This window comes from Brevibacterium sp. R8603A2, from assembly GCF_023072605.1.
GTDB lineage: Bacteria > Actinomycetota > Actinomycetes > Actinomycetales > Brevibacteriaceae > Brevibacterium > Brevibacterium pityocampae.
In genome coordinates, this window is record NZ_JALLGN010000010.1 from 40,121 (window position 1) to 61,464 (window position 21,344).

The 21,344-nt window shown below is 71.6% G+C and carries 21 protein-coding genes; 16 read left to right on the forward strand and 5 right to left on the reverse strand.

Annotation, left to right across the window (positions count from 1 at the left end; all coding sequences use genetic code 11):
• Positions 1-125: 125 nt before the first annotated feature.
• From MTQ12_RS10935 to MTQ12_RS10960, 6 genes are all read left to right on the forward strand, one after another.
• The gene (locus MTQ12_RS10935; RefSeq protein WP_137319583.1) at positions 126-1,787 is read left to right on the forward strand and encodes a thiamine pyrophosphate-dependent enzyme; all 1,662 of its coding nucleotides are present in this window, start codon (positions 126-128) and stop codon (positions 1,785-1,787) included.
• An 85-nt stretch (positions 1,788-1,872) separates the two neighbouring features.
• A complete protein-coding gene (locus MTQ12_RS10940; RefSeq protein ID WP_137319582.1) occupies positions 1,873-3,492 on the forward strand; it encodes a CYTH and CHAD domain-containing protein in 1,620 nt (539 codons plus the stop codon).
• Positions 3,493-3,804: 312 nt separating this feature from the next.
• A complete protein-coding gene (locus tag MTQ12_RS10945; protein ID WP_247618641.1) occupies positions 3,805-4,368 on the forward strand; it encodes a hypothetical protein in 564 nt (187 codons plus the stop codon).
• Between the two features lie 91 nt (positions 4,369-4,459).
• Positions 4,460-4,882: a thioesterase family protein gene (locus MTQ12_RS10950; protein WP_137319580.1), complete on the forward strand. Its 423-nt coding sequence runs from the start codon at positions 4,460-4,462 to the stop codon at positions 4,880-4,882.
• Positions 4,883-4,922: 40 nt separating this feature from the next.
• Positions 4,923-5,789: a pantoate--beta-alanine ligase gene (gene panC / locus MTQ12_RS10955; RefSeq protein ID WP_247618642.1), complete on the forward strand. Its 867-nt coding sequence runs from the start codon at positions 4,923-4,925 to the stop codon at positions 5,787-5,789.
• A 40-nt stretch (positions 5,790-5,829) separates the two neighbouring features.
• On the forward strand, positions 5,830-7,359 hold the full coding sequence (locus MTQ12_RS10960) for a DUF5129 domain-containing protein (RefSeq protein WP_247618643.1): 1,530 nt from the start codon (positions 5,830-5,832) through the stop codon (positions 7,357-7,359).
• 21 nt (positions 7,360-7,380) lie between these two features.
• On the opposite strand, the gene MTQ12_RS10965 is transcribed toward MTQ12_RS10960, so the two are convergent.
• Positions 7,381-7,929 (reverse strand): NAD(P)H-dependent oxidoreductase, encoded by a 549-nt coding sequence (locus MTQ12_RS10965; protein ID WP_247618644.1) that lies wholly within the window; start codon positions 7,927-7,929, stop codon positions 7,381-7,383.
• A gap of 149 nt (positions 7,930-8,078) precedes the next feature.
• Complete coding sequence (locus MTQ12_RS10970; protein WP_247618645.1) at positions 8,079-8,663, reverse strand: DUF2306 domain-containing protein; 585 nt, start codon at positions 8,661-8,663, stop codon at positions 8,079-8,081.
• Between the two features lie 103 nt (positions 8,664-8,766).
• Between MTQ12_RS10970 and MTQ12_RS10975 the strand changes: the two genes are divergently transcribed.
• Positions 8,767-9,552 carry a MerR family transcriptional regulator gene (locus tag MTQ12_RS10975; RefSeq protein ID WP_247618646.1) on the forward strand — a complete coding sequence of 262 codons (786 nt, stop codon included), beginning with the start codon at positions 8,767-8,769 and terminating at the stop codon, positions 9,550-9,552.
• Positions 9,553-9,597: 45 nt separating this feature from the next.
• Positions 9,598-10,836 (forward strand): amidohydrolase family protein, encoded by a 1,239-nt coding sequence (locus tag MTQ12_RS10980; protein ID WP_247618647.1) that lies wholly within the window; start codon positions 9,598-9,600, stop codon positions 10,834-10,836.
• Between the two features lie 96 nt (positions 10,837-10,932).
• Here the strand turns inward: MTQ12_RS10980 and MTQ12_RS10985 are convergent, their stop codons facing one another.
• From MTQ12_RS10985 to MTQ12_RS10995, 3 genes are all read right to left on the reverse strand, one after another.
• Positions 10,933-13,332 carry an excinuclease ABC subunit UvrA gene (locus MTQ12_RS10985; RefSeq protein ID WP_247618648.1) on the reverse strand — a complete coding sequence of 800 codons (2,400 nt, stop codon included), beginning with the start codon at positions 13,330-13,332 and terminating at the stop codon, positions 10,933-10,935.
• A 91-nt stretch (positions 13,333-13,423) separates the two neighbouring features.
• Positions 13,424-14,038, reverse strand: a complete 615-nt coding sequence (locus MTQ12_RS10990; protein WP_348983877.1) for a YitT family protein — start codon at positions 14,036-14,038, stop codon at positions 13,424-13,426.
• Between the two features lie 173 nt (positions 14,039-14,211).
• Positions 14,212-15,078 (reverse strand): FUSC family protein, encoded by an 867-nt coding sequence (locus MTQ12_RS10995; RefSeq protein ID WP_247618649.1) that lies wholly within the window; start codon positions 15,076-15,078, stop codon positions 14,212-14,214.
• A 325-nt stretch (positions 15,079-15,403) separates the two neighbouring features.
• On the opposite strand from MTQ12_RS10995, the gene MTQ12_RS11000 reads away from it, so the two are divergent.
• From MTQ12_RS11000 to yidD, 8 genes are all read left to right on the forward strand, one after another.
• Positions 15,404-16,717 carry a histidine kinase gene (locus MTQ12_RS11000; RefSeq protein WP_247618650.1) on the forward strand — a complete coding sequence of 438 codons (1,314 nt, stop codon included), beginning with the start codon at positions 15,404-15,406 and terminating at the stop codon, positions 16,715-16,717.
• Positions 16,714-17,412, forward strand: a complete 699-nt coding sequence (locus MTQ12_RS11005; RefSeq protein ID WP_247618651.1) for a response regulator transcription factor — start codon at positions 16,714-16,716, stop codon at positions 17,410-17,412. The genes MTQ12_RS11000 and MTQ12_RS11005 overlap by 4 nt, the downstream gene beginning before the upstream one ends.
• Before the next feature lie 65 nt (positions 17,413-17,477).
• Entirely contained in the window at positions 17,478-18,383 is a 906-nt protein-coding gene (locus tag MTQ12_RS11010; protein ID WP_247618652.1) for an ATP-binding cassette domain-containing protein, read from the forward strand.
• Positions 18,383-19,129: an ABC transporter permease gene (locus tag MTQ12_RS11015; protein WP_247618653.1), complete on the forward strand. Its 747-nt coding sequence runs from the start codon at positions 18,383-18,385 to the stop codon at positions 19,127-19,129. Before MTQ12_RS11010 ends, MTQ12_RS11015 begins: the two co-directional genes overlap by 1 nt.
• A 1-nt stretch (position 19,130) precedes the next feature.
• Positions 19,131-19,883: an ABC transporter permease gene (locus MTQ12_RS11020; protein WP_247618654.1), complete on the forward strand. Its 753-nt coding sequence runs from the start codon at positions 19,131-19,133 to the stop codon at positions 19,881-19,883.
• Positions 19,884-20,091: 208 nt separating this feature from the next.
• Entirely contained in the window at positions 20,092-20,442 is a 351-nt protein-coding gene (locus tag MTQ12_RS11025) for a DUF2200 domain-containing protein (RefSeq protein ID WP_247618655.1), read from the forward strand.
• Between the two features lie 60 nt (positions 20,443-20,502).
• Entirely contained in the window at positions 20,503-20,922 is a 420-nt protein-coding gene (locus tag MTQ12_RS11030; protein ID WP_247618656.1) for a phage holin family protein, read from the forward strand.
• 99 nt (positions 20,923-21,021) lie between these two features.
• Positions 21,022-21,327 carry a membrane protein insertion efficiency factor YidD gene (yidD, locus tag MTQ12_RS11035; protein ID WP_247618657.1) on the forward strand — a complete coding sequence of 102 codons (306 nt, stop codon included), beginning with the start codon at positions 21,022-21,024 and terminating at the stop codon, positions 21,325-21,327.
• Positions 21,328-21,344: the final 17 nt, after the last annotated feature.

Genomic DNA, 21,344 nt, shown 5'->3' on the forward strand with positions numbered 1-21,344 from the left:
AAACCGTGCGGGACGCACGCGCTTTCGATCATCATGGCAGGAACAGTGGCGCCGGTCACCCGTAGACTCGGGTCCCGGCAGGGAGTGCGCGGCAGCGTCACGACGGAGTGGAGCGAAGAGGAACCATGACAACGGTACGCGATATCGAAGGTGTCCCGAACTCGGTCTCGGCCGGGCACATGATCGTCAAGTCCTTGGCGCAGCACGGGGTCGAGCGCGTGTACGTGGTGCCGGGCGAGAGCTACCTCGACGTGCTCGACGGGCTCCACGACTCGGATATCGAGACGGTGGTCTGCCGCCACGAGGGCGGCGCCGCCTACATGGCCGAGGCCGACGGCAAGATGAACCCGGTGCCCGGCATCGCGATGGTCACCCGCGGACCCGGAGCTGCGAACGCCCACGTAGGCCTCCACACCGCCTGGCAGGATTCCACCGCGATGGTGCTGTTCGTCGGCCTCATCCCCTTCGAGCACCGTGAGAAGGAGGCCTTCCAGGAGTTCGATCCGAAGGCCTGGTTCGACAGCGGCGCCAAGCGCGTGATGATCCTCGACCACGCCGAGCGCGCCTCGGAGATCGTCGCCGAGGCGATGTTCGCCGCCGCCTCCGGCCGGCCCGGCCCCGTGGTCGTCGGCCTCCCCGAGGACATCATCAAGATGGGCAACGACGGCGTCCTCCACCCGCGGATCCCGATCGCGGAGGGCGGCATGACCGTCACCGACTGGAAGGCGCTCAAGTCCGCGCTGCTCGACGCCGAGCGCCCGCTGTTCGTGTTCGGCGGCAACGACTGGACGCACCCCGCCGCCGAGGAGTTCACCGCCTGGCTCGAGTCGCACAACCTGCCGGCCGCCGCGGAATGGCGCTGCGAGGGCACCGTGCCGTTCACCTCGCCGAGCTACGTCGGCCCGCTGGGCTACGGCCGGCCGCACCACACCCGCAGCGTGCTCGAGGACTCCGACCTCCTCGTGTTCGTCGGCACCGTGCCCGGCGACGTCATCACCGACGGCTTCACCGCGCGCCAGAACTGGGAGAAGAGCAACTTCCTCGTCACCATCGACCCCGCCCTGCGCGGACGGTCCGGCCCGGTGAGCCATCAGATCGTCGCCAAGCCCGACGTCTTCATCCGCGACCTCGTGCGCATGGACCTGCCGGTGCGCGACGCCTGGCGGCAGTGGACGAACGAGCTGCGCGAGCGGCAGAACGACTTCGCCGCGCTCCCCACGGCGGAGCCCGGCGACGGGCAGGCGAAGATGGCGACGCTCATGGCGAACCTCGTCCCCCGTCTCGACGAGGACGCGATGGTGACCTTCGGCGCCGGCGAGCACACGAACTGGGCCCACCGCTACTTCCCGACCAACGGCTACGCCTCGATGATCTCCGCCCGCAACGGCTCGATGGGCTACTCGGTGCCCGCCGCGGTCGCCGCCTCGCTCAACCACCCCGGCCGCCAGATCATCTCGATCGCCGGCGACGGCGAGTTCCTCATGAACGGCCAGGAGCTCGCGACCGCCAAGCAGTACGGCGCGAATCCGCTCGTCATCGTCATGGACAACCAGGAGTACGGCACCATCCGCACCCACCAGGAGCGGGACTACCCGGACCGGGTGTCCGGCACGCAGCTGGCGAACCCCGACTTCGCCAAGCTCGCCGAGGCCTACGGCGGCGTGGGCGTGCGCGTCGAGCGCGACTCCGAGGTGCCGGCGGCCGTCGACACCGCGCTCGCCGCGATCGCCGACGGCGAGTTCGCGCTCATCCACATCATCGTCGAGCAGCGCGTCAAGGCGTACTGAGGTCTCCCGGCCCGCGGTCCCTCCCGGCACGCCCCCGGAGCCCTCCACCCTGTGCGGGGTTGCCCCGAGCGCCCATAATGGGAGCATGAGCGGGACCTTCCTCGAGATCGAGCGCAAGTACGACATCACCGGCCAGACCTCGCTGCCGCGCCTGCACGGCGCCGCCGGGGTCTCCCGCGTGGGCTACCGCCCGCCGGTGGCGCTCGAGGCGGTGTACTTCGACACCCGCGACCGGGTGCTCGCCGCCAACGGTGTGATCCTGCGCCGGAGGGCCGGCGGGGAGGACGCCGGCTGGCACGTGAAGATCCCCTCGGGCGCGCACCGGATCGAGATGCAGGTGCCGCTCGCCTCGTCCGAGCGGACCGGGGACGGACCGGCCGAGTCCGTGCCGTACCGCGTGCCGGAGGAGATCGCCGACCTCGTCGCGGTGCACGTGCGCGGGCGCGCGCTCGTGCCGGTGCTCAGCATGAATACGCTGCGCTCCGTCGTCGACCTCATGGATGCCCGGGGCCGCACCGTGGCCGAGGTGTGCGACGACCAGGTCGCGGCGATGGCGGCGGGATCGCGCACCGACTCCCGGGTGCGCCACTGGCGCGAATGGGAGGTCGAGGTCGTCAACCCGACCCTCGTGGGCGGGATGGAATCCGTCCCGGGCTTCCTCGATGCGGTGGAGTCGACGCTCCTCGATGCGGGGGCGCAGCGCTCGCATGCGGGCTCCAAGCTCGAGAAGGTCCTCGGCCGTCCGGCGGACCCGCTGAGCCCGGAGGGCGCCGGTGAGGGCACCGACCTCGCCACCGTCCTCACCCGCACGGTCCGCACCCAGGTGCGCCGTCTCAAGTCCTGGGATCCGCTCGTCAGGCGCAGCGCCGACGACGCCGTCCACCAATTCCGGGTGTCCGCCCGCACCCTGCGCTCGCTCCTCCAGATCTACCGTCCCCTGCTCGAACCGGAGGCGCGGAAGGAGGTCAACCGGGCGCTGCGCCGCCTCGGCCGGTTGCTGTCGGCCGCACGCGACGCCGAGGTGCTCCGCGACCAGGTCGGTGAGCGGATCGCCGCGCTCCCGGGCGGGGCGGAGGGCCTCACCGCCGCACTCATCCCCAAGAGGACCGTGCGCCGGCTCCGCGACTCCCAGGTCCGGGAGTACCGGCGCGCGCACCGGAGGCTCCTCGCCGCGATGCGCAGCCCCTGGTACGCCGAGCAGCTCGACATCATCGACCGCTGCGCCCGTGCGGTCCCGCTGCACCCCGACCTCGGCGCCGAGCAGCGCAGGGATGCTGCGGCCGCCCTCGCCCCGCTCGCCACGGCCCAGGTCGACAGCCTGCTCGCCCACGCGGAGACCGCCGAGCACGAAGCCGACGAGGCCACCCGCATCGAGGAGCTCCACGAGGTGCGCAAGGAGGCCAAGCGGCTGCGCTACGCCGTGTCCGCAGTCACCGATGCCGCTGCGATCGACCTCGGGGACGACCTCGCGGAGAAGATGGCGGTGGCGAAGAAGCTCCAGACCGCGCTCGGCACCCATCGCGACTCGGTGATGTTCCAGGACCATGTCCGCAGCACCGCTCGCCGGGCGGAGAAGAAGGGCGAGCCGACGTTCGGGTACGGGCTGCTCTACGGCGCTGAGATCGCGGTGCAGACGAAGGCGCTGAAGAAGACGACGAAGCTGCTGTCCCGGCTCCATTCCGCGGCGAGCACCGAGCAGGCCTGAGGTCCGGGACCGGAGCGAGCACGGGGACCGGTTGCCGACCTGCGGGGCGGCGCCCGGAGCTAGGCTGAGGCCATGGACCTCTCCCCCGCCCAGATCCAGCAGGCCGCCGCCGTCCTCGCCGAGGCGCGCCGCACGCGTACACCGCTCTAGCGCCTGCCCGGCAGCCTCACCCCGCTGTCCCGGGGCGAGGGCCACGCGATCGCCACCCGTGTCGCGACGCTCGCCGGCAGCCCGGTCCACGGCTGGAAGATCGCGGCGACGAGCGCGGCCGGGCAGGCCCACCTCGACGTCGACGCGCCGATCGCCGGCCGCATGCTCGCCGACGGGATCATCCCCGACGGCGGCACCCTGCAATTGGGCCCCCGGGTGATGCCCCTGGCCGAGGTCGAGTGCGCCTTCACCCTCGCCCGCGATCTCGTCCCCCGCGATGACCCGTACTCGCAGCCCGAGGTGCGCGCTGCCCTCGCCTCGGTCCACCCGGCCATCGAGCTTCCCGACACCCGACTGTCGCGCTTCACCGATGTCGGCATCGCCGAGCTCACCGCCGACAGCGCCTGCGCCGCGGAGTTCGTGCTCGGTCCCGCCGCGCCGCCCGCGCGGCTCGACGACGACCTCACCGAGCTCGAGGTCACGATCACCGTCACGCTGGCGGATGGCACGAGTGCGCACTCGACCGGTCGCGGCGGCAACGTCCTCGACGGCCCGCTCGGCTCGCTCACCTGGCTCGTGGGCGAGCTCTCCACCCACGGGATCACCCTGCACGCCGGGCAGGTCGTGACCACCGGGGTCCTCTCCGCGCCGATCCCGCTCGTGCCCGGGACACGGGTGCACGCCGACTTCGGATCCCTCGGCACGGTGAGCCTGAACACCGCCTGACGCGGCGTCCGCAGCGGCCGGCGGGGCCGCCGGCTGTCCACCACTCGGTCCTGCGGTTCCCGTGATCGGGCTCACATGGCACGATGAGAGAATGACCGACACGATCGACGACTTCCCCATCCGCACCCACGACAAGCTCCGGTACGCGGACACCGACAAGCAGGGCCACATCAACAACGCCGTCTATGCGACGTTCTTCGAGACCGGCCGGGTCGAGTTCATCAGCCGCGCCCACGAGGTCTCGGCCCATGACGATGCCGAGTTCGTCATCGCACAGATCACCATCAAGTACCTGCAGGAGACGCACTGGCCGGGCACCGTCGAGGTCGGCTCCCGGGTCAAGCGGATCGGCGGCAGCTCGCTCGTCGTCGAGCAGGCGCTGTTCAACGACGGTCGCCTGTGCGCCGCAGGTGAGTCCGTGATCGTGCAGATCAACACCTCGACCCGCAAGTCGCAGCCGTTCGACGACGCGATGCGCGAGTACTTCTCCGCACTGCTCGCCCCGGAGGACTGACCCCTCAGCGGCGCGGCCGCACCCCGACCCGGAGGTCACGATGACCGTCCTCACCCGCACCATCGCTGAGCTCCGTAATGCGCTCACCCGCCTCGTCGCGGAGCGCGAAGCCCACTCCGTCGGGCTCGTGCCGACGATGGGCGCCCTCCACCAGGGGCATGCCGCGCTCATGCGCGCGGCCCGGGCGGACAACCCCGTCGTCTGCGCCTCCCTGTTCGTCAACCCGCTCCAGTTCGAGTCGCCGCTCGACCTCGAGCTCTATCCGCGCGACCTCGATGCGGACATGGCGCTGTGCGAGGCCGAGGGGGTCGACCTCGTCCTCGCACCCGAGGTCGAGGAGATGTACCCGAACCACCCCGACTCCCCCATCGTGCGGGTGACGAGCGGCCACATGGGTCAGATCCTCGAGGGCGCCTCCCGGCCCGGTCACTTCGACGGGGTCGCCACGGTCGTCTCCAAGCTCTTCAATATCTTCGATCCCGAGGGCCCGGCGCGGCTCAAGGCATACTTCGGGCAGAAGGACGCCCAGCAGCTCATGATCGTCTCCCGCATGGTCGCCGACCTCGACTTCCCGGTGACGATCGTGCCGGTGCCCACGCAGCGGGAGGAATCCGGGCTCGCGCTCTCCAGCCGGAATCTCCTCCTCACCGAGGAGCACCGCCGGGCCGCGACGGCCCTGTCGTCGGCCCTGTTCGAGCTCCGCGAGCGGGCGGCGAAGGGTGCGGACTGGGATCTGTCGGGGCTGCGCCGACAGGTGCGGGAGGCCCCCGACGTCATCCTCGACTACCTCGAGGTCGTCGACCCGGGCACCCTGCTGCCCACCGAGTCGCTGCCAGCGCTCGCACTCATCGCCGCCTACGTCGGCAGCGTCCGGCTCATCGACAACATCGAGCTCCCGGCGCACTGAGCCGCGGCGCCGGGCCGGGGATTCCTGCCACACTGGTGCCATGTCTTCTCCGGCTCGCGCCACACCCTCCCAGGATTCCCATCCGCTCCAGCGCACGCGTCGTCGGCTCGACGTGCTCACCGGGGTCGCCTGCGCCCTCGTCGTCCTCGCCGCGGTGGCCGCATTCCTCCTCGGCCGCCCCGACGCATCGATCACCGAGGTGCATATCGCCGATGACGCCGCAGTCCTCGATCCGACGCTCATCGAGGAGCAGATCTCCGACCTGGCCGTGCACCGACCCACCCGGGTCGTCGTCCTCACCCTGGACGGAGAGGTCTCCGACAACATCAACGAGCAGACCCTCGCATGGGCCCGGCTGAATCCCGATCTCGACCTTCTCTCGGACGACGGTGAGAAGTGGAAGGACGGGACCCTCCTCATCACCGCGAGCGTCGAGGCGAACGGGGAGGACGGCGGACCGGGCTCCGGGCAGGTCGGCACGTACTTCGGCGACGACCTCGCACCCGGCAGCACCGAGGCGGAGCAGGAGATCCAGTCGCACGGCTATGAGGCGTTCCAGCAGCGGGATTGGAACCGCGGGGTGACGGAGATCGCCGAGGCGGCCGCGGAGGTCATGGGCCGACCGTTCTTCGCCCGCCCCCTCGTCATCGGCATCGCCGCAGCCGTGCTCCTCGGTCTCCTCCTCGTCAATCGGTGGATCGTCGCCCATGCGGTCACCGGGTACTCCAGGAACCGCCGCCGCCTCACCGACAGCGCCGCCGAGGTCGACGGGCTCGTCGGGCAGACCGAGCTCATCCCCGACCTCGGCTTCGGCACGCGGGTGAAGGAATCCGCGCGGACCACCCTCCACACGTACACCGACCTGCTGGAGAAGCGCGACTCGATCGATGCGACATCGCTGCCGTCGCTCCATGGGCTCAATCTCCCGCTCTTCACCCGGATGAGTCGGTTCGACGAGGGACTCGACGGCCTCGAGGCGGACGGCGCGATGCTCCGCACCGCGAACGTGCTCTACGCCCGTGAACCGGGGTGGGAGTCCGTCTGGCGGTCCGAGGTCGATGATCTGCGCCAGGACATCCGCGATGCGCAGGTGTCGAAGGACATCCGCGAACGCGCCGACGACCCGGAGCTGCTGCGCGAGCTCGAGGCCTTCTGCAGCCGGACACTCGACCGGCTCGACGCGATCGAGGCGGCGGGGATCGGCGGAGGGGACGAGGAGCTCGACTCCGGCCTCACCGCACTCACCGATCTGCGCGGCGAGTTCGCCGGGTACATGGACCGGGTCCGCGACTCGGCATTCGTCGGCATGGACGACGACAAGGAGTCCTACATCTCCGGGGCGATCGAGGAGCAGTCCGTCTCCCGCCGCCGCGCCGGCAGCCTCACCGGGTACTACGACTCCCCCGGCTATCTGCGGCCGATGGCCTTCGGCATCGGATACGCCACCGGACTGCGCAACCATCGTCAGGCGCAGGAGGCTGCGAAGAACAGCTCCTCGTCGAGCAGCACGGCCGGGTACGGGTCCACCGGCGGAGGATTCAGCGGCGCCGGCAGCTCCTCCCGGTTCTGAACACGCTTCGACGGCCGCGGATCAGACGGCGACGGCCGCGAGCCGCGTGCGACTGCGCACGGCGATGTCGAGCGCGAAGTCGTCCACCGTCCCGGCGACCTTCGCCGCCGTCGGCTCGCTGAGCCCGGCCGGTCCGATGTGCCCGGATTCGACGAAGCGCCCGCGCGCGATCGTCGTCGCGCCGAGCGCGGCGAGCAGCGGTTTGAGGCCCTGGTCGAGAGCGAGGACGTGGCCCACGGACCCGCCGGTGACGAACGGGAGCACCGGGGTGCCGGCGAGGCAGTTCGGCGGCAGCAGGTCGACGAAGGTCTTGAGCAGCCCGGAGTAGCTCGCCTTGTAGACCGGCGAGGCGACGACGAGGGCATCGGCGGCGACGACCTCGGCGATCCCGGCGACGATGTCCCGATCACCGAGGTCCGCGGTGACGAGGGCCGCGGCCGGCAGATCGCGGACGTTGATGAGCGAGGTGAGGTGACCGTGCCCGCGCATCCGGTGGGCGACCTCGGTGAGGAGGCGTTCGGTGGTGGACGGGTTCGAGGGGCTGCCGTTGAGCACGACGATGCTGGCCATGGGCGAGGGTCCTTTCCGTTGGGCGGTCCGCGGGCCCTGTCCGGCGCCCCGCACCGCGGGCGCACCGGGCCGGGCCCCGACGACGAAGCCCACACTAGGGACGTCACCGCTGCGCGGGCCGCCCGCCGGTCGCACGGCGTCACCGCCCGTCATCTGCTGTCGCACAGCGCGGCGAGGATGACGTTCCGCGACGCCTTGCGGGTCGGCTCAGCCGGCGGGTGTGCGCTCGGCACCGCGTCCGGTGCGCGCGCCCCGGTGCGCACGAGGCGGCTGCGCCCGAACCGGGTGCTGAGCACCGCGATCCACGCTGCGGCGATGACGAGGAGCGCGGCGGCGAACCCGATGAGGGTGAGCGGGTGCGTCGTCGCCGTCGTCCAGATGAGGCGCGAGGGGACGAATGCGGCGAAGCCGAACGCGATGAGCGTGCCGAGATAGCTGCCGATCATGTTCGCGCTGTGCCCGATCCGGTCACCCCGGACGATCCGCCAGACGCCGAGCGTCACCGTGACCGCGGTGAACACGGAGAGCCCGTGGAGGAACGTGAAGCCGTGCTCGAGTCCGAAGAGGAAGCTCGAGCCGCAGGTGATGTACATGAGGACGACCCAGGTGCGGCCGAGGTGGCGGTGGAATGCGTCCCGGCGGGGCCGGAGGATGTTCACCGGACCGAGCACGAGGACGAGGAAGGCGGCGGAGGCATGGACGAGGACTGCTGCGGGGATCGCGGTGGTATCCATGCTGGTAAGATAGTGCCGCTCTCCAATTCGGCTCAACGTGGATAGTGAGCCCTGCGCGGACTATCCGATGCGATCACCCCGACCCTTTCACCGAGGACACCCGATGAAGCTCCAGGACCTCGCCCGGCGGACCGACACCTCGGCGGCGAGCATCAAGTACTACCTGCGGGTCGGGCTGCTGCCCGCGGGACGGAAGAAGAACGCGACGACCGCCGTCTACGGTGAGGAGCACGTCGAGCGCCTCGAGCTCATCGGAGCGCTGCGCCGGATCCTCGGCGCCCCAATCGCCGACATCGCCCGCCTCACCGCCCTCATCGACGACCCCGAGGTGGGGATCCTCACCGTCATGGAGACCGCCCAGGTGCTCGCGAGCGGGATGGCGGCCGGGCCCGCACCCGGTTCGGCGCGCTCCCGCACGGCCGCAGCCGAGGCGCCGACTGCCGGGTCACGGGAACCGGGCCCGCCCGCTTCCGCACGGACCGATGGCGGGGCGCCCCATGCTGAGGGATCCGGTACAGGGGCGGCGCCGTCGGCCCGGGTGGCCTCCGTCATCGCCGAGCGCTGCTGGCCGGATGCGGATTCGGCGGCCCGCACCGCACTCGAACGGGTGCTCGGTGAAATGGGTGTGCTCGGGATCGTGCCGAGCGACGCCTACCTCACCCGCGCTTCCCGGGCGCTCGACACCGTGAGCACGGGCGACTTCGACTTCCGCGGCACCCGGGACCGGATCGCCCTGACCGTCGCCGTCGGCACTCACGAGTATTCGCGCCTCGTGCTCGCCCTGCTCCAGCTCAGCCAGACCTCGCGGAGCATCGCCGAGCTCGACCCGCGCCGGCAGGACCCCTTGGCGACATCGGACAGCGGAGCGCAACGCGACGCGGACGCCTGATCGCCCGCTGGGGCCCGACCCCGCGCGGCATGCGATGCTGAGACCATGAGCATCATCATCACGAACGTCCGCCCCTGGGGCGGCCCGGCCCAGGACATCACGATCGATGGCGACACCTTCACCGGATTCGCCGACACCGGCACCTCTGCACCGCACGGCCCGGCTGCACCGGCTGCGGAGCCCGCCCTCGGCGCGCACGGCACGGATACAGCGCCCGAGGTCATCGACGGGCGCGGCCTGCTCGCGCTGCCGGGCATCGTCAACGGGCACGCCCACGTCGACAAGTCCTGGCTCGGCCTGCCCTGGCAGTCCTACGGCGGCGAGCCCGGCACGGACGGCCGGATCCGCCACGAGCGGGCCCGCCGCGACGAGCTCGGCATCCCCAGCGCCGCGCTGAGCTCCCGGGTGCTCGACGCCATGGTGGGCCACGGCACGACCGCGATCCGCTCCCACGTCGACGTCGACCTCGGGATCGGGCTGTCCGGCATCGAGGCGGTGCGCGAGGCCGTCGCCGCCTACGACGGTACGCTCGCGGTTGAGATCGTCGCCTTCCCGCAGGACGGCGTGCTCCGCCGGCCCGGTGTCGTCGACCTGCTGCGGCGGGCCGCCGAATCCGGCGTCGAGCACATCGGCGGCCTCGACCCCGCCGGCATCGACCGCGATCCCGTGGGGCAGATCGATGCGCTCGTCGACATCGCCCGCGACACCGGGGTCGGCATCGACATCCACCTCCACGACCCGGCCGAGCTCGGCGTGTTCCAGATCGAGCTGCTGCTCGACCGGATGGAGCGCTGGGAGCTCTCCTCGCCGGTGAACATCGCCCACGGCTTCGCCGTCGCGCAGATCGACGCCGCCGGGCAGCGGGACCTGCTCGCGCGGATGGGCGGGCTCGGGGTGACGATGTCGACCGTCGCCCCGCCGCGCCTCGGCGCCGCCCAGCTGCCCCTGCACGCGCTGCGCGAGCACGGGGTCCGGCTCACCCTCGGCACCGACGGCATCCGCGACCTGTGGAGCCCCTACGGGACAGGCGACACGCTCGGCATCGCCTGGCAGTACGCACGCGTCAGCGGCCTGGTGCGCGACGAGGACCTGCTCGACGTGGTGCGCACCGCGACGAGCGACGGCGCCTGGGCGGTCGGCCGCGCGGACCACGACCTCACGGCCGGGGCGCGCGCCGACCTCGTGCTCGTCGACGCCGAGAACCCGATGGACGCCCTCGTCCGGCTGCCCGAGCGCAGGCTCGTCGTCGGCGGCGGTCGGGTGCTGCGCAGCACGCTGGGCTGATCCGCGAGAGGCCCGCGATTCCTGCAGCCGCCCGCGGAATCTGTGCAGGAATCGCGGGCATCTGCAGGCGGTGCGGGGTGCTCGCCCGGTCCCCGGTCAGCCGGCGATGTATTCCTTCAGGTGCTTCCCCGTGAGCGTCGAGGCGTCGGCGACGAGCGCGGCCGGCGTCCCCTCGAACACCACCCGGCCGCCCTCGGAGCCCGCCCCGGGCCCGAGGTCGATGATCCAGTCGGCGTGCGCCATGACCGCCTGGTGATGCTCGATGACGATGACCGACTTCCCGGCGTCGACGAGCGTGTCGAGCAGGCCGAGCAGCTGGTCGACATCGGCGAGGTGGAGCCCGGTGGTCGGCTCGTCGAGGACGTAGATCCCGCCCTTCTCCCCCATCCGGGTGGCGAGCTTGAGCCGCTGCCGCTCTCCGCCGGACAGGGTGGTGAGCGGCTGGCCGATCGTCAGATAGCCCAGGCCCACCTCGGCGAGGCGCACGAGGATCCTATGGGCCGCCGGCAGGCGGGCCTCGCCCTCGCGGAAGAATGCCAAGGCCTCCTCGACGGACATCGCGAGGACCTCGGCGATCGACCTCCCGCCCAGGCGGTGCTCGAGCACGGAGGCCTCGAACCGCCGGCCCTCGCACACCTCGCACGTCGTCGACACCCCGGCCATGACGCCGAGGTCGGTGTAGATCACCCCGGCACCCTTGCAGTTGGGGCACGCGCCGTCGGAGTTCGCGCTGAACAGCCCGGGCTTGACCCCATTGGCCTTGGCGAAGGCCTTGCGGATCGGGTCGAGCAGCCCGGTGTAGGTCGCCGGATTGCTCCGCCGGGAGCCGCGGATGCCGGACTGGTCGATGACGACGACGTCGTCGCGGTCGGCGATCTGGCCGTGGATGAGCGAGCTCTTCCCCGAACCGGCGACCCCGGTGACGACGGTGAGCACGCCGAGCGGCACGTCGACGTCGACGTCGCGCAGGTTGTTGTCGACCGCCCCGCGGATCTCGATCACCTCTCTCGACTCCCGCACCGTCTCCTTGAGGCGGGCGCGGTCGTCGAGGTGGCGGGCGGTGAGCGTGCCGCTGTCGCGCAGGCCGGACAGCGGCCCCTCGTAGCAGATCTCCCCGCCGACCGCGCCGGCACCGGGGCCGAGGTCGACGACGTGGTCGGCGATCTGGATCATCTCCGGCTTGTGCTCCACGACGAGGACGGTGTTGCCCTTGTCGCGCAGGCGGCGCAGCAGGCCGTTCATGCGATCGATGTCGTGCGGGTGGAGGCCGGCGCTGGGCTCGTCGAACACGTAGGTGATGTCGGTGAGCGAGGAGCCGAGGTGGCGGATCATCTTGGTGCGCTGCGCCTCGCCGCCCGACAGCGTTCCCGCCGGCCGGTCGAGCGAGAGGTAGCCGAGCCCGATCTCGACGAAGGAGTCGAGGAGCTCGCGCAGGCCGGCGAGGAGCGGGGCGACCGAGGGCTCGTCGAGCTCTGCGACCCAGGCGGCGAGGTCGGTGATCTGCATCGCGGCGGCCTGCCCGATGTGGATTCCCTTGATCGTCGAGGACCGGGCGGCCTCGCTCAGCCGGGTGCCGTCGCACTCCGGGCAGCGGGAGAAGGTGATGACGCGTTCGACGAAGGCACGGATGTGCGGCTGCATCGCGTCGACGTCCTTGGACAGGAAGGACTTCTGGATCTGCGGGATGACCCCGGTGTAGGTGAGGTTGATGCCCTCGACCTTGATCTTCGTCGGCTCCTTGTAGAGGAGGTCGTCGAGCTGGCGCTTGGTGAACTTCTTGATGGGCGTGTCCGGGTCGAAGAACCCGCAGGCGCGGAAGATCCGGCCGTACCAGCCGTCCATGCTGTAGCCGGGCACGGAGAGCGCGCCCTCGTTGAGCGACCTCTCCGCGTCGTAGAGCTCGCTGAGGTCGAAGTCCTCGACCCGGCCCATCCCCTCGCAGCGCGGGCACATGCCCCCGGTGATGCTGAACGTCCGCTTCTCCTTGACGGTCCGGCCGCCCTTGTCCAGGGTCACGGCGCCGGCGCCGCTGACCGAGGCGACGTTGAAGGAGAAGGCCTGCGGGGAGCCGATGTGCGGGGTGCCGAGCCGGCTGTAGATGATCCGCAGGAGCGCGTAGGCATCCGTCGCGGTGCCCACGGTGGACCGCGAGTTCGCACCCATCCGCTCCTGGTCGACGAGGATCGCGGTGGTGAGGCCTTCGAGCCGGTCGACGTCCGGGCGGGCGAGGCTCGGCATGAAGCCCTGGACGAATGCGCTGTAGGTCTCGTTGATGAGCCGCTGGGACTCCGCGGCGACCGTGCCGAACACCAGCGAGCTCTTGCCGGACCCGGACACCCCGGTGAACACCGTGAGCCGCCGCTTGGGGAGGTCGACGCTGATGTCCTTGAGGTTGTTCTCGCGCGCGCCGTGGACGCGGATGCGCTCGTGGGCGTCGGCCGCGGGCGCGGAGTCGCCGACGGCGGCGGTCGGGGCGGAGGGCCCGGGATCGGTCATGAGGTGTCTCCCAGCGCAGGCGGGTGCGGCCGGCGGGTGCGGCCGTCGGAAGTCTACTCCCGCCCGCCGTCCGCGACCCCGGCGCGGGCTCCTAATACCCGGTGTAGCGGCCCGGCCGGTGGTTGAGGGCGAGGATGAGGTTGAGGACGACTGCGCCGGCCGCCGACAGCAGCACCGACGGCCAGGGGCTCACCATCAGGGCGGCGACGATGATGAGGACATCGATGCCCATCTGCACGTAGCCCGCACTCCAGCCCAGGCGCTCCTGGACGAGCAGGGCGAGGATGTTGATGCCGCCCAGGCTCGAACGGTGACGGAACAGGATGAGGAGCCCGACCCCGGCGAGCAGGTTGCCGGTGAACGTGCCGTAGACGGGGTCGACGTCGACGCCGGCGAGCATGACCGGGTGGAGGAGCGTGAGGGCGGAGACGAGGAGCACGGCGATGATCGTGCGGAGCGTGAAGCTCCATCCCTTCTTCCACAGCGCGAGGGCGAAGAACGGGATGTTGACCAGCGGGAACATCACCGCGACCGGGATGTCCGAGGCGTAGCTCAGCAGGAGTCCGAGGCCGGCGGTGCCGCCGGTGACGGCGAGCGACTCACGCAGCAGGTAGAGGCCGAGCGAGGCGAGGAAGGTGCCGGTGAGCATCCCCCACACGTCCTCGATCCACGAGTGCTTCTGGAGGGCCTGGTCGACCCCGTTCATGGCACCGAGCGGCGGCGCCGAGGGCTCCGGGTCGGCTGCAGGACCCGGTCCCGAGGTGGGAGCTGGGCCCGAGGCGGGAGCTGGGCCCGAGGCGGGAGCCGGTCCCGTGCCCGGAGCGGCATCCGGGTACGGGGTCGCCTCGGGCTCGCGGTGGGGTTCGGGTGCGGGGTGCGTCATGGGGTCCTTCCGATTCCGTCGTCCACGGGCCGCAGGCGGACGAGCCGCAGCACCGCGAGGGACACGATCACGGTGTCGATGCCGCGCGCCAGCGTGAGCTGCAGGGGTGATTCGTCCGGGGTCAGCGGCACCGACATGAACAGGGCGAGCAGGGTGATGAGGACGCTGCCGAGCAGGTAGTTGCGGGCGGTCCAGCGGGCCACGCACCACAGGAGGATGCACAGCACGGCGACGTAGCCGGCGCTGCCGAGGTGGAGGTCGGCGACCGGCAGGAACAGGAGCAGGCCGGCGAGCGTGCCGAGGATGCGGGACACGGCGCGCACGGTGAGCTGCCGGGAATCGCCCGGGTAGGAGAGTACGAGGACGACGACGAGCACTCTCCAGAACGGGTGCGCATCCCCGCGCAGGGCACTGATGCCGAGCGTGGCGCTCAGCGCGATCGCGATCCGCACGAACGTGAGCCGGGTCGACCCGCGATCCGGCCCGGCACCGGCATCGTCCCGCGGCGCATCGACGTCGTCGGTCTCCTCCTCGTCCGCATCGCCGGCAGCCCTGTCCGCATTCCCGACCGTCTCCGGTCCCGGCTCCCCGGCCGGCTCCGGCTGCGCGTCCGCGGTACGCCGGTCGAGGAGTGCGTCGATGCCGCCCATGAGCAGCGCGAGGGCGGAGCCGAGCGCGAGGAACAGGAGGGTCAGCGGGATGCCGAGGCCCACCCCGCCGAGCAGGGTTCCGCCGCCGACCATGAGGACGAAGAAGTACGGGCCCGGCGGTCCGGGATCGACCCGCCGGGTGACGAGCACGGCGAGCACCGCGGACCCGAGGTAGGCGAGCCAGGTGAGGAGCGCGGACCCGGCTGCCGCCATGCCGAGAGCGACGGAGCCCAGGAGCCCGAGCGCGGCGATGATGTACGCGCGCAGCCGGCGTGCAGCGGCTGCCCCCGCCGAAGAGCACGATGTACGCCCCCAGCGCCACGAGCAGCCCCTCGAGCGGTCGGCCGAGCGCGGTGAACACGATGAACCCGAACCACACGGGGCTCACCAGGAGCAAGGTGGTCCGCAATGACATGAGCGGCGGGCGGAACGTCACGAGTGCACGGAGGAAGGAGGTCTCCTCCGTGCTCGGCCGCTGCTCGTCGTCGTGCTTCACGGGTTCCAGTATGCTCCCTCCGGTTCGGTAGAGTGCCACTCGATGGCACGTCCGGCCCCCGACTCCCCCGCCCCCGCGGGCGACGGCACCCCCGCCGCTCCGGCACCGGACCCTGCCGAGGCGCGGCCCGCGCCGCTCGCCCGGTTCCGCATCCCGATCGACATCGCGGTCGCGGTCGTCGCCGTCGTCTACACCCTGCCGCTGCTGCCGGCGGCCGCCGTGGGCCAGCCGCCGATCATGCTCCTCGTCCACGTCCTCCTCGCCGCGGCCATCGGCGCCGCGCTGCCGTTCCGGCACCGGCACCCGGTCGCCGCCCTCGCCGTGATGGTCATCGCGATGAGCGCCCACGCGCTCCTCGGCGCCCCGCTGCTCCCCATCGACGTGCTGGCCCTGCCCGCCCTGTACTCCCTCGCTGCGTTGCACCGCCCGCCGGTGTCCGTGCCGGGCGCCGCCGCACTGCTGACCTGGCTGCTCGCCACAACCCTGCCGCGGCTCGGCGACGAGCACCTCAACCCCGGCGAGGTCGGCCTCCTCTGCGTCGTCATCGCCTGGGTGTGGACCTGGGGCACCCTCGTGCGGATCCGCCGTGCCCACCTCGACGAGCTCGGGGCACGCGCCCTGCGGCTCGAACGCGAGCAGCACGCGCTCGCGGAGGCCGCGGCGGCCGAGGAGCGCGCCCGGATCGCCCGCGAGATGCACGACATCGTCTCCCACAGCCTCAGCGTCGTCGTCGTCATGTCCGAGGGGGCGGCCGCCACCGTCGACACCGCCCCCGAGCGCGCCCGCGAGGCGATGCTGCGGGTGCGCGACACCGGGCGCAGCGCGCTCGCCGACATGCGCACCATGCTCGGCGTCCTCCGCAGCCCGGAGACCGGCCCCCACGACCCGCAGCCCGGAATCGACCGGCTGCCGGAGCTCGTCGCGGAATCCCGGGCCGCCGGCCTGCCGGTTCAGCTCACCGTCGACGGGAACCAAGCAGCACTGTCCACCGGGCTCGAGGCGACCGTCTACCGGATCGTGCAGGAGGCCCTCACCAACACCCGCAAGCACGCCGGGCCCGAGGTCGGCCGTGTCGAGGTCGCGGTGCGCACCGACCCCGGGTCGGTCCGGGTCCGGATCACCGACGACGGACAGGGCCCCGCGACGGCGCCGACGACCGCCGCACCAGCATCCGCGCCGGCGGGCACCTCGACAGCGGGCACCTCGGCGGCGGGCAACGGGTTCGGACTGCGTGGCATCCGGGAGCGGGTGGCGGCCTCGGGCGGGATCGTGCACGCCGGACCGCGCCCCGGCGGCGGTTTCGAGGTCGCCGCCGAGCTGCCGACCGACACCCGAACGGAAGGAGAGCGCACATGACGATCCGCGTGGTGCTCGTCGACGACCAGGAGATGATCCGCACCGGCCTGCGGATGATGCTCGAGTCCCGGCCGGAGATCACCGTCGTCGGCGAGGCCGGCGACGGCGAGGAGGCGCTCGCCCTGCTCGAGTCCGTCGCCGCCGATGTCGTGCTCATGGACATCCGGATGCCGCGCCTCGACGGGGTCGCGGCCACCCGTCGGATCCGCGAGCAGGCGGACGCCCCGCAGGTTCTCGTCCTCACCACCTTCGACCTCGACGAGTACGCCTACGACGCGCTGCGCGCCGGGGCCGGCGGCTTCCTCCTCAAGGACGCCCCGCTCGAGGAGATCGCGCAAGCGATCGGCCACGTCCACGCCGGGGAGGCGATCGTCGCCCCGAGCACCACGCGCCGCCTCCTCGACCACGTGCTCGCCCCCGGCGGCGCCGCTGACGGCGCACCGCGGCTGCCCGACCCGCGCCTCGAGCTCCTCACCCCGCGGGAGCGGGAAGTCCTTCTCGAAGTGGCCCGCGGGCACTCGAACGCGGAGATCGCCCAGCGCCTCGTCCTCGCCGAGGGAACGGTGAAGATCCACGTCGGTCGGATACTGACCAAGCTCGACCTCCGCGATCGGGTGCAGGCCGTCGTGCTCGCCTACGAATCCGGGCTCCTGCGGCCCGGCCCGGAGGACCCCGGGGACGCGCATACCACCTGAGGCATAGGCGCAGGTGATGTCCCGCGGCTGACGACGCGGCGTCCGATCCTCGCGAGGGTGGAGGCATGGACACGATCATCAGCACCCACGGACTGACCAAGACCTACGGCACCCGCCCGGTCGTCGAGGACCTCGAGCTGCGCGTCCCCACCGGATGCGTCTACGGGTTCCTCGGCCCGAACGGGGCCGGGAAGTCGACGACGATGAAGATGCTCCTCTCCCTCGTCCGCCCCACCCGCGGCGAGGTGACGATCATGGGCCGGCCGATGAACCGCATCACCCGGCGGGAGCTCCTCGGCGGGATCGGCTCCCTCATCGAATCGCCACCGGGCTACGGGCACCTCACCGGAACGGAGAACATGCGCCTGATCCAGCGGCTGCTCGGGCTCGACGACGCGCAGATCGATGCGGCGGTGCGCACCGTGCGGCTGGAGAAGCAGCTCGACAAGAAGGTGCGCGAGTTCTCGCTCGGCATGAAGCAGCGCCTCGGGATCGCGATGGCGCTCGCCCGGCAGCCGCGGATCCTCATCCTCGACGAGCCGACGAACGGCCTCGACCCCGCCGGGATCGAGGAGATCCGCGCGCTGCTGCGCAGCCTCGCCGAATCCGGGGTCACCGTCATGGTGTCCTCCCACCTGCTCGGCGAGATCGACCGCACCGCCACCGTGCTCGGCATCCTCAGCGGCGGGCGGCTCGTGTTCCAGGGCACCCGGGAGCAGCTGTTCGCCGCCTCGACCCCGGACCTGCTGATCGACACCGCGGACCCGCAGCGCACCGCCTCCCTCATCCGGCCCGAGCTGCTCCGCGGCACGCACGGCCGCACCCTGCGCCTCACCGGCATCGACGAACCTGCGACCGCCCGGCTCGTCAGCGAGCTCGCCGGTGCGGGGATCGACATCTACGGCGTGCGGCGCGACGAACCGACGCTCGAGGACGTCTTCATGGACGTCACCGCCGGAGGTGGTCTGTGATGAGCGCACGACTCCTGCGACTCGAGTTCTCCAAGATGCGCCGGCTCCGCATGGGGCTCAGCGCCGCGGCGCTCGTCTGCGCCGTCTCCGGGCTGAGCATCATGAGCGCGGTGAGCTCCCCGGAGTTCAGCCCCGCCGCCCCCGAGGCGTGGGCCGGCCTGCTCGCCGGACTCTCGCTCGCCGTGCCGGTCGGCTCGCCGCTCACCATCGCCGTGCTCGCCAGTCGCCAGGTCGACATCGAGCACCGGGCGAACGGCTGGCTGCTCGCGCGCACCGCAGGCGTCACCACCGGCCGGCTGTGCCGAACGAAGTTCGCCGCCACCGCGATCTGGGTGGCCGGGGCGACCGTGCTCAGCAGCCTGCTCGTCGCGGGGTTCGGGCTCGCGGTGGGGATCACCGCCCTGCTGCCCGTGGCCGCATGGGCGCTCTACACTCTGCTGGCGGTCACCGTCAGCCTCGTCGTCCTCGCCCTGCACGTCGTGCTCGCCACCGTGGTGGACAATCAGCTCGTCACGCTCGGCATCGGGGTGGTCGGCACGCTCATCGCGGTGTTCGCCAGCGGCTTCCCACCGCTGCTCGCCCACCTGTCGCCGTGGGGCTACTACTCCCTGGCGACGGGGGCCGCATTCGTCGGCGACGCCCCCGAACTCCTCACCCCGGCCTTCCCGAGCGTCGCCGCGCTCGCCGTGGTGGGCTCCCTGCTCTTCGTCCTCACCACCGGACTCCTCGACCTCAAGGAGGACTGACATGAATGCCGTCCGCGCCGAATTCCTCAAACTCTCCCGTTCCCTGAGCTGGGTCGTCGTGCTCCTGCTCCCGACCGCCATGGTCCTCTCCGGGGTCGCGAACACCCTGGCCTCGGGTCAGGCCCCGGCCGATGGCTGGCACACGATGTGGCTGCGCTCCGTCGTCGTCCATGGGATGGCGCCGCTGCCGCTCGGCATCGCGATCATCGCCTCCCTCGTGTGGCGGCCCGAGAGGCAGGGGGGCAACTGGAACGCCCTGCTCAGCGGCCCGACCTCGGCGCTGCGGATCGCGGTGGTGAAGACCGCGGTCATCGCGACAGCCGCCGCGGCCATGCAGCTCGTGCTCCTCGGGGTGCTCACGGTGTTCGGGAGGTTCGTGTTCGGCCTGCCGGGGCTGCTGCCCGGTGAGTACCTGGCGATCAGCCTGCTCATCATCGCCGCGAGCATCCCGGTGGCCGCCGTGCAGTCGGGCCTGTCGATCCTGCTGCCGTCCTTCGCCACGCCCGTGGCCTGCGCGCTCGTCGCCTCGGGGGTCTCCGTGGTGCTCCTGCTCGCCGACGTCGGTGCGCTGATCGCGGTGCTCCCCCATGCGCTCATCGCCCGCACCACCCAGCTGGGCACCGGCACCTTCGCCGACCCCGGCACGATCGGGTTCGGCGACGTCGCCGCGATCCTCGCGTGCACGGTGCTCCTCACCGCAGCGGCGATCGCCGGGAGCGCCGCACTCCTCGCCCGCCGCGAGGTGCGGGGGTGAAGGCGTTGGACGAACGCCTCGGCGGGGATCAACGCGACCCGCTGGGCGATGGACCGCGCCGACCGCAACGACGGGTACCGAAACCTCATGCTGCGCACGCTCGACCGGCTGGGGCTCGGGTTCACCTCGTGAGCCGGGCCGGGATGGCCTCGCCGGTGGGACAATGACGTCGAGACGTCGATCGATCCACCACTCCAGGAGGCGCACCATGGCCGGGCACCGCATCTTCACCACGAGCTTCGCGAGCATCTACCCGCACTACGTCACCAAGGCGGAGAAGAAGGGCCGCGGCAAGGCCGAGGTCGACACCGTCATCACCTGGCTCACGGGGTACTCCGAGGCAGACCTCGAGCGCGTCATCGAGAACGACACGGACCTCGCGACCTTCTTCGCCGAGGCGCCGGAGCTCAACCCCAACGCCGAGCTCATCACCGGCGTCGTCTGCGGGGTGCGGGTCGAGGAGATCGAGGACCCTCTCATGCAGAAGATCCGCTACATGGACAAGCTCGTCGACGAGGTGGGCCGGGGCAGGAAGATGGAGTCGATCCTGCGGGGGTGACCGGATCCCACCGCACCGCTGGCCGCGGCCACCGTTCCGACAGTTCCAGGAGGACGCACCATGAACCTCATCCTGCGCATCATCGTCAATGCCCTGGCGCTCGCCGCCGCGGTCTGGTTCCTGCCCGGGATGGAGATCGCCGGGAGCGACGCCTTCGCCGCCTCGCTCGGGGACACCGGCTCGACCGTCGTGGCGTACCTCGTCATCGGTGCTCTGTTCGGGGTGGTGAATGCACTCGTCCGGCCGCTCGTCGAACTCGTCGCACTCCCCCTGACCTGCCTGACACTCGGCCTGTTCGCCGTCGTCATCAATGCGCTCATGCTGCTCCTCACCGCATGGGTCTCGCAGTTCACCCCGATCACGCTGAGCTTCGACGGGTTCCTCACCGCACTGTTCGCCGCGATCATCGTCGCGATCGTGTCCGCGGTCCTCGGCTGGGTCATGCCCGACCGCCGGGCCGAACGCAACCGCGAGGACTGAACCCCGGCCGCAGGTCCGCGGTGCACCACCGGGCCGGTCGGCCCCGGTTTCCGGCAGGTCACCCTGTACCCGGCGAGCCATCGGGTCTACTGTCGGAGCATGTCGAACACACACCCGATCACCCGTGCCCCGCGCCTCGGCGCCGACCGCGCCATCCGCATGTACCAGCGGCACATATCGCCGCGCAAGGGATTCACCTGCGCCTCCCTCGTCGCCGGCGCCGAGCGCTCCTGCTCGGCCGTGATCCGCTCGATCATCGCCGAACGCGGAGTGATCGGCGGGATCCGCCCCTCGATGTCCCAGTTCGCCCGCTGCTCCCGCGCCGCGACCTCGCTCAAGGCCGGCGGCGGCAATGTGCAGGGCGTGTGCTGCCTGGGCGGGATCCCCATCCCCTTCCGGTTCTGAGCCCCCCGCTCTCACCT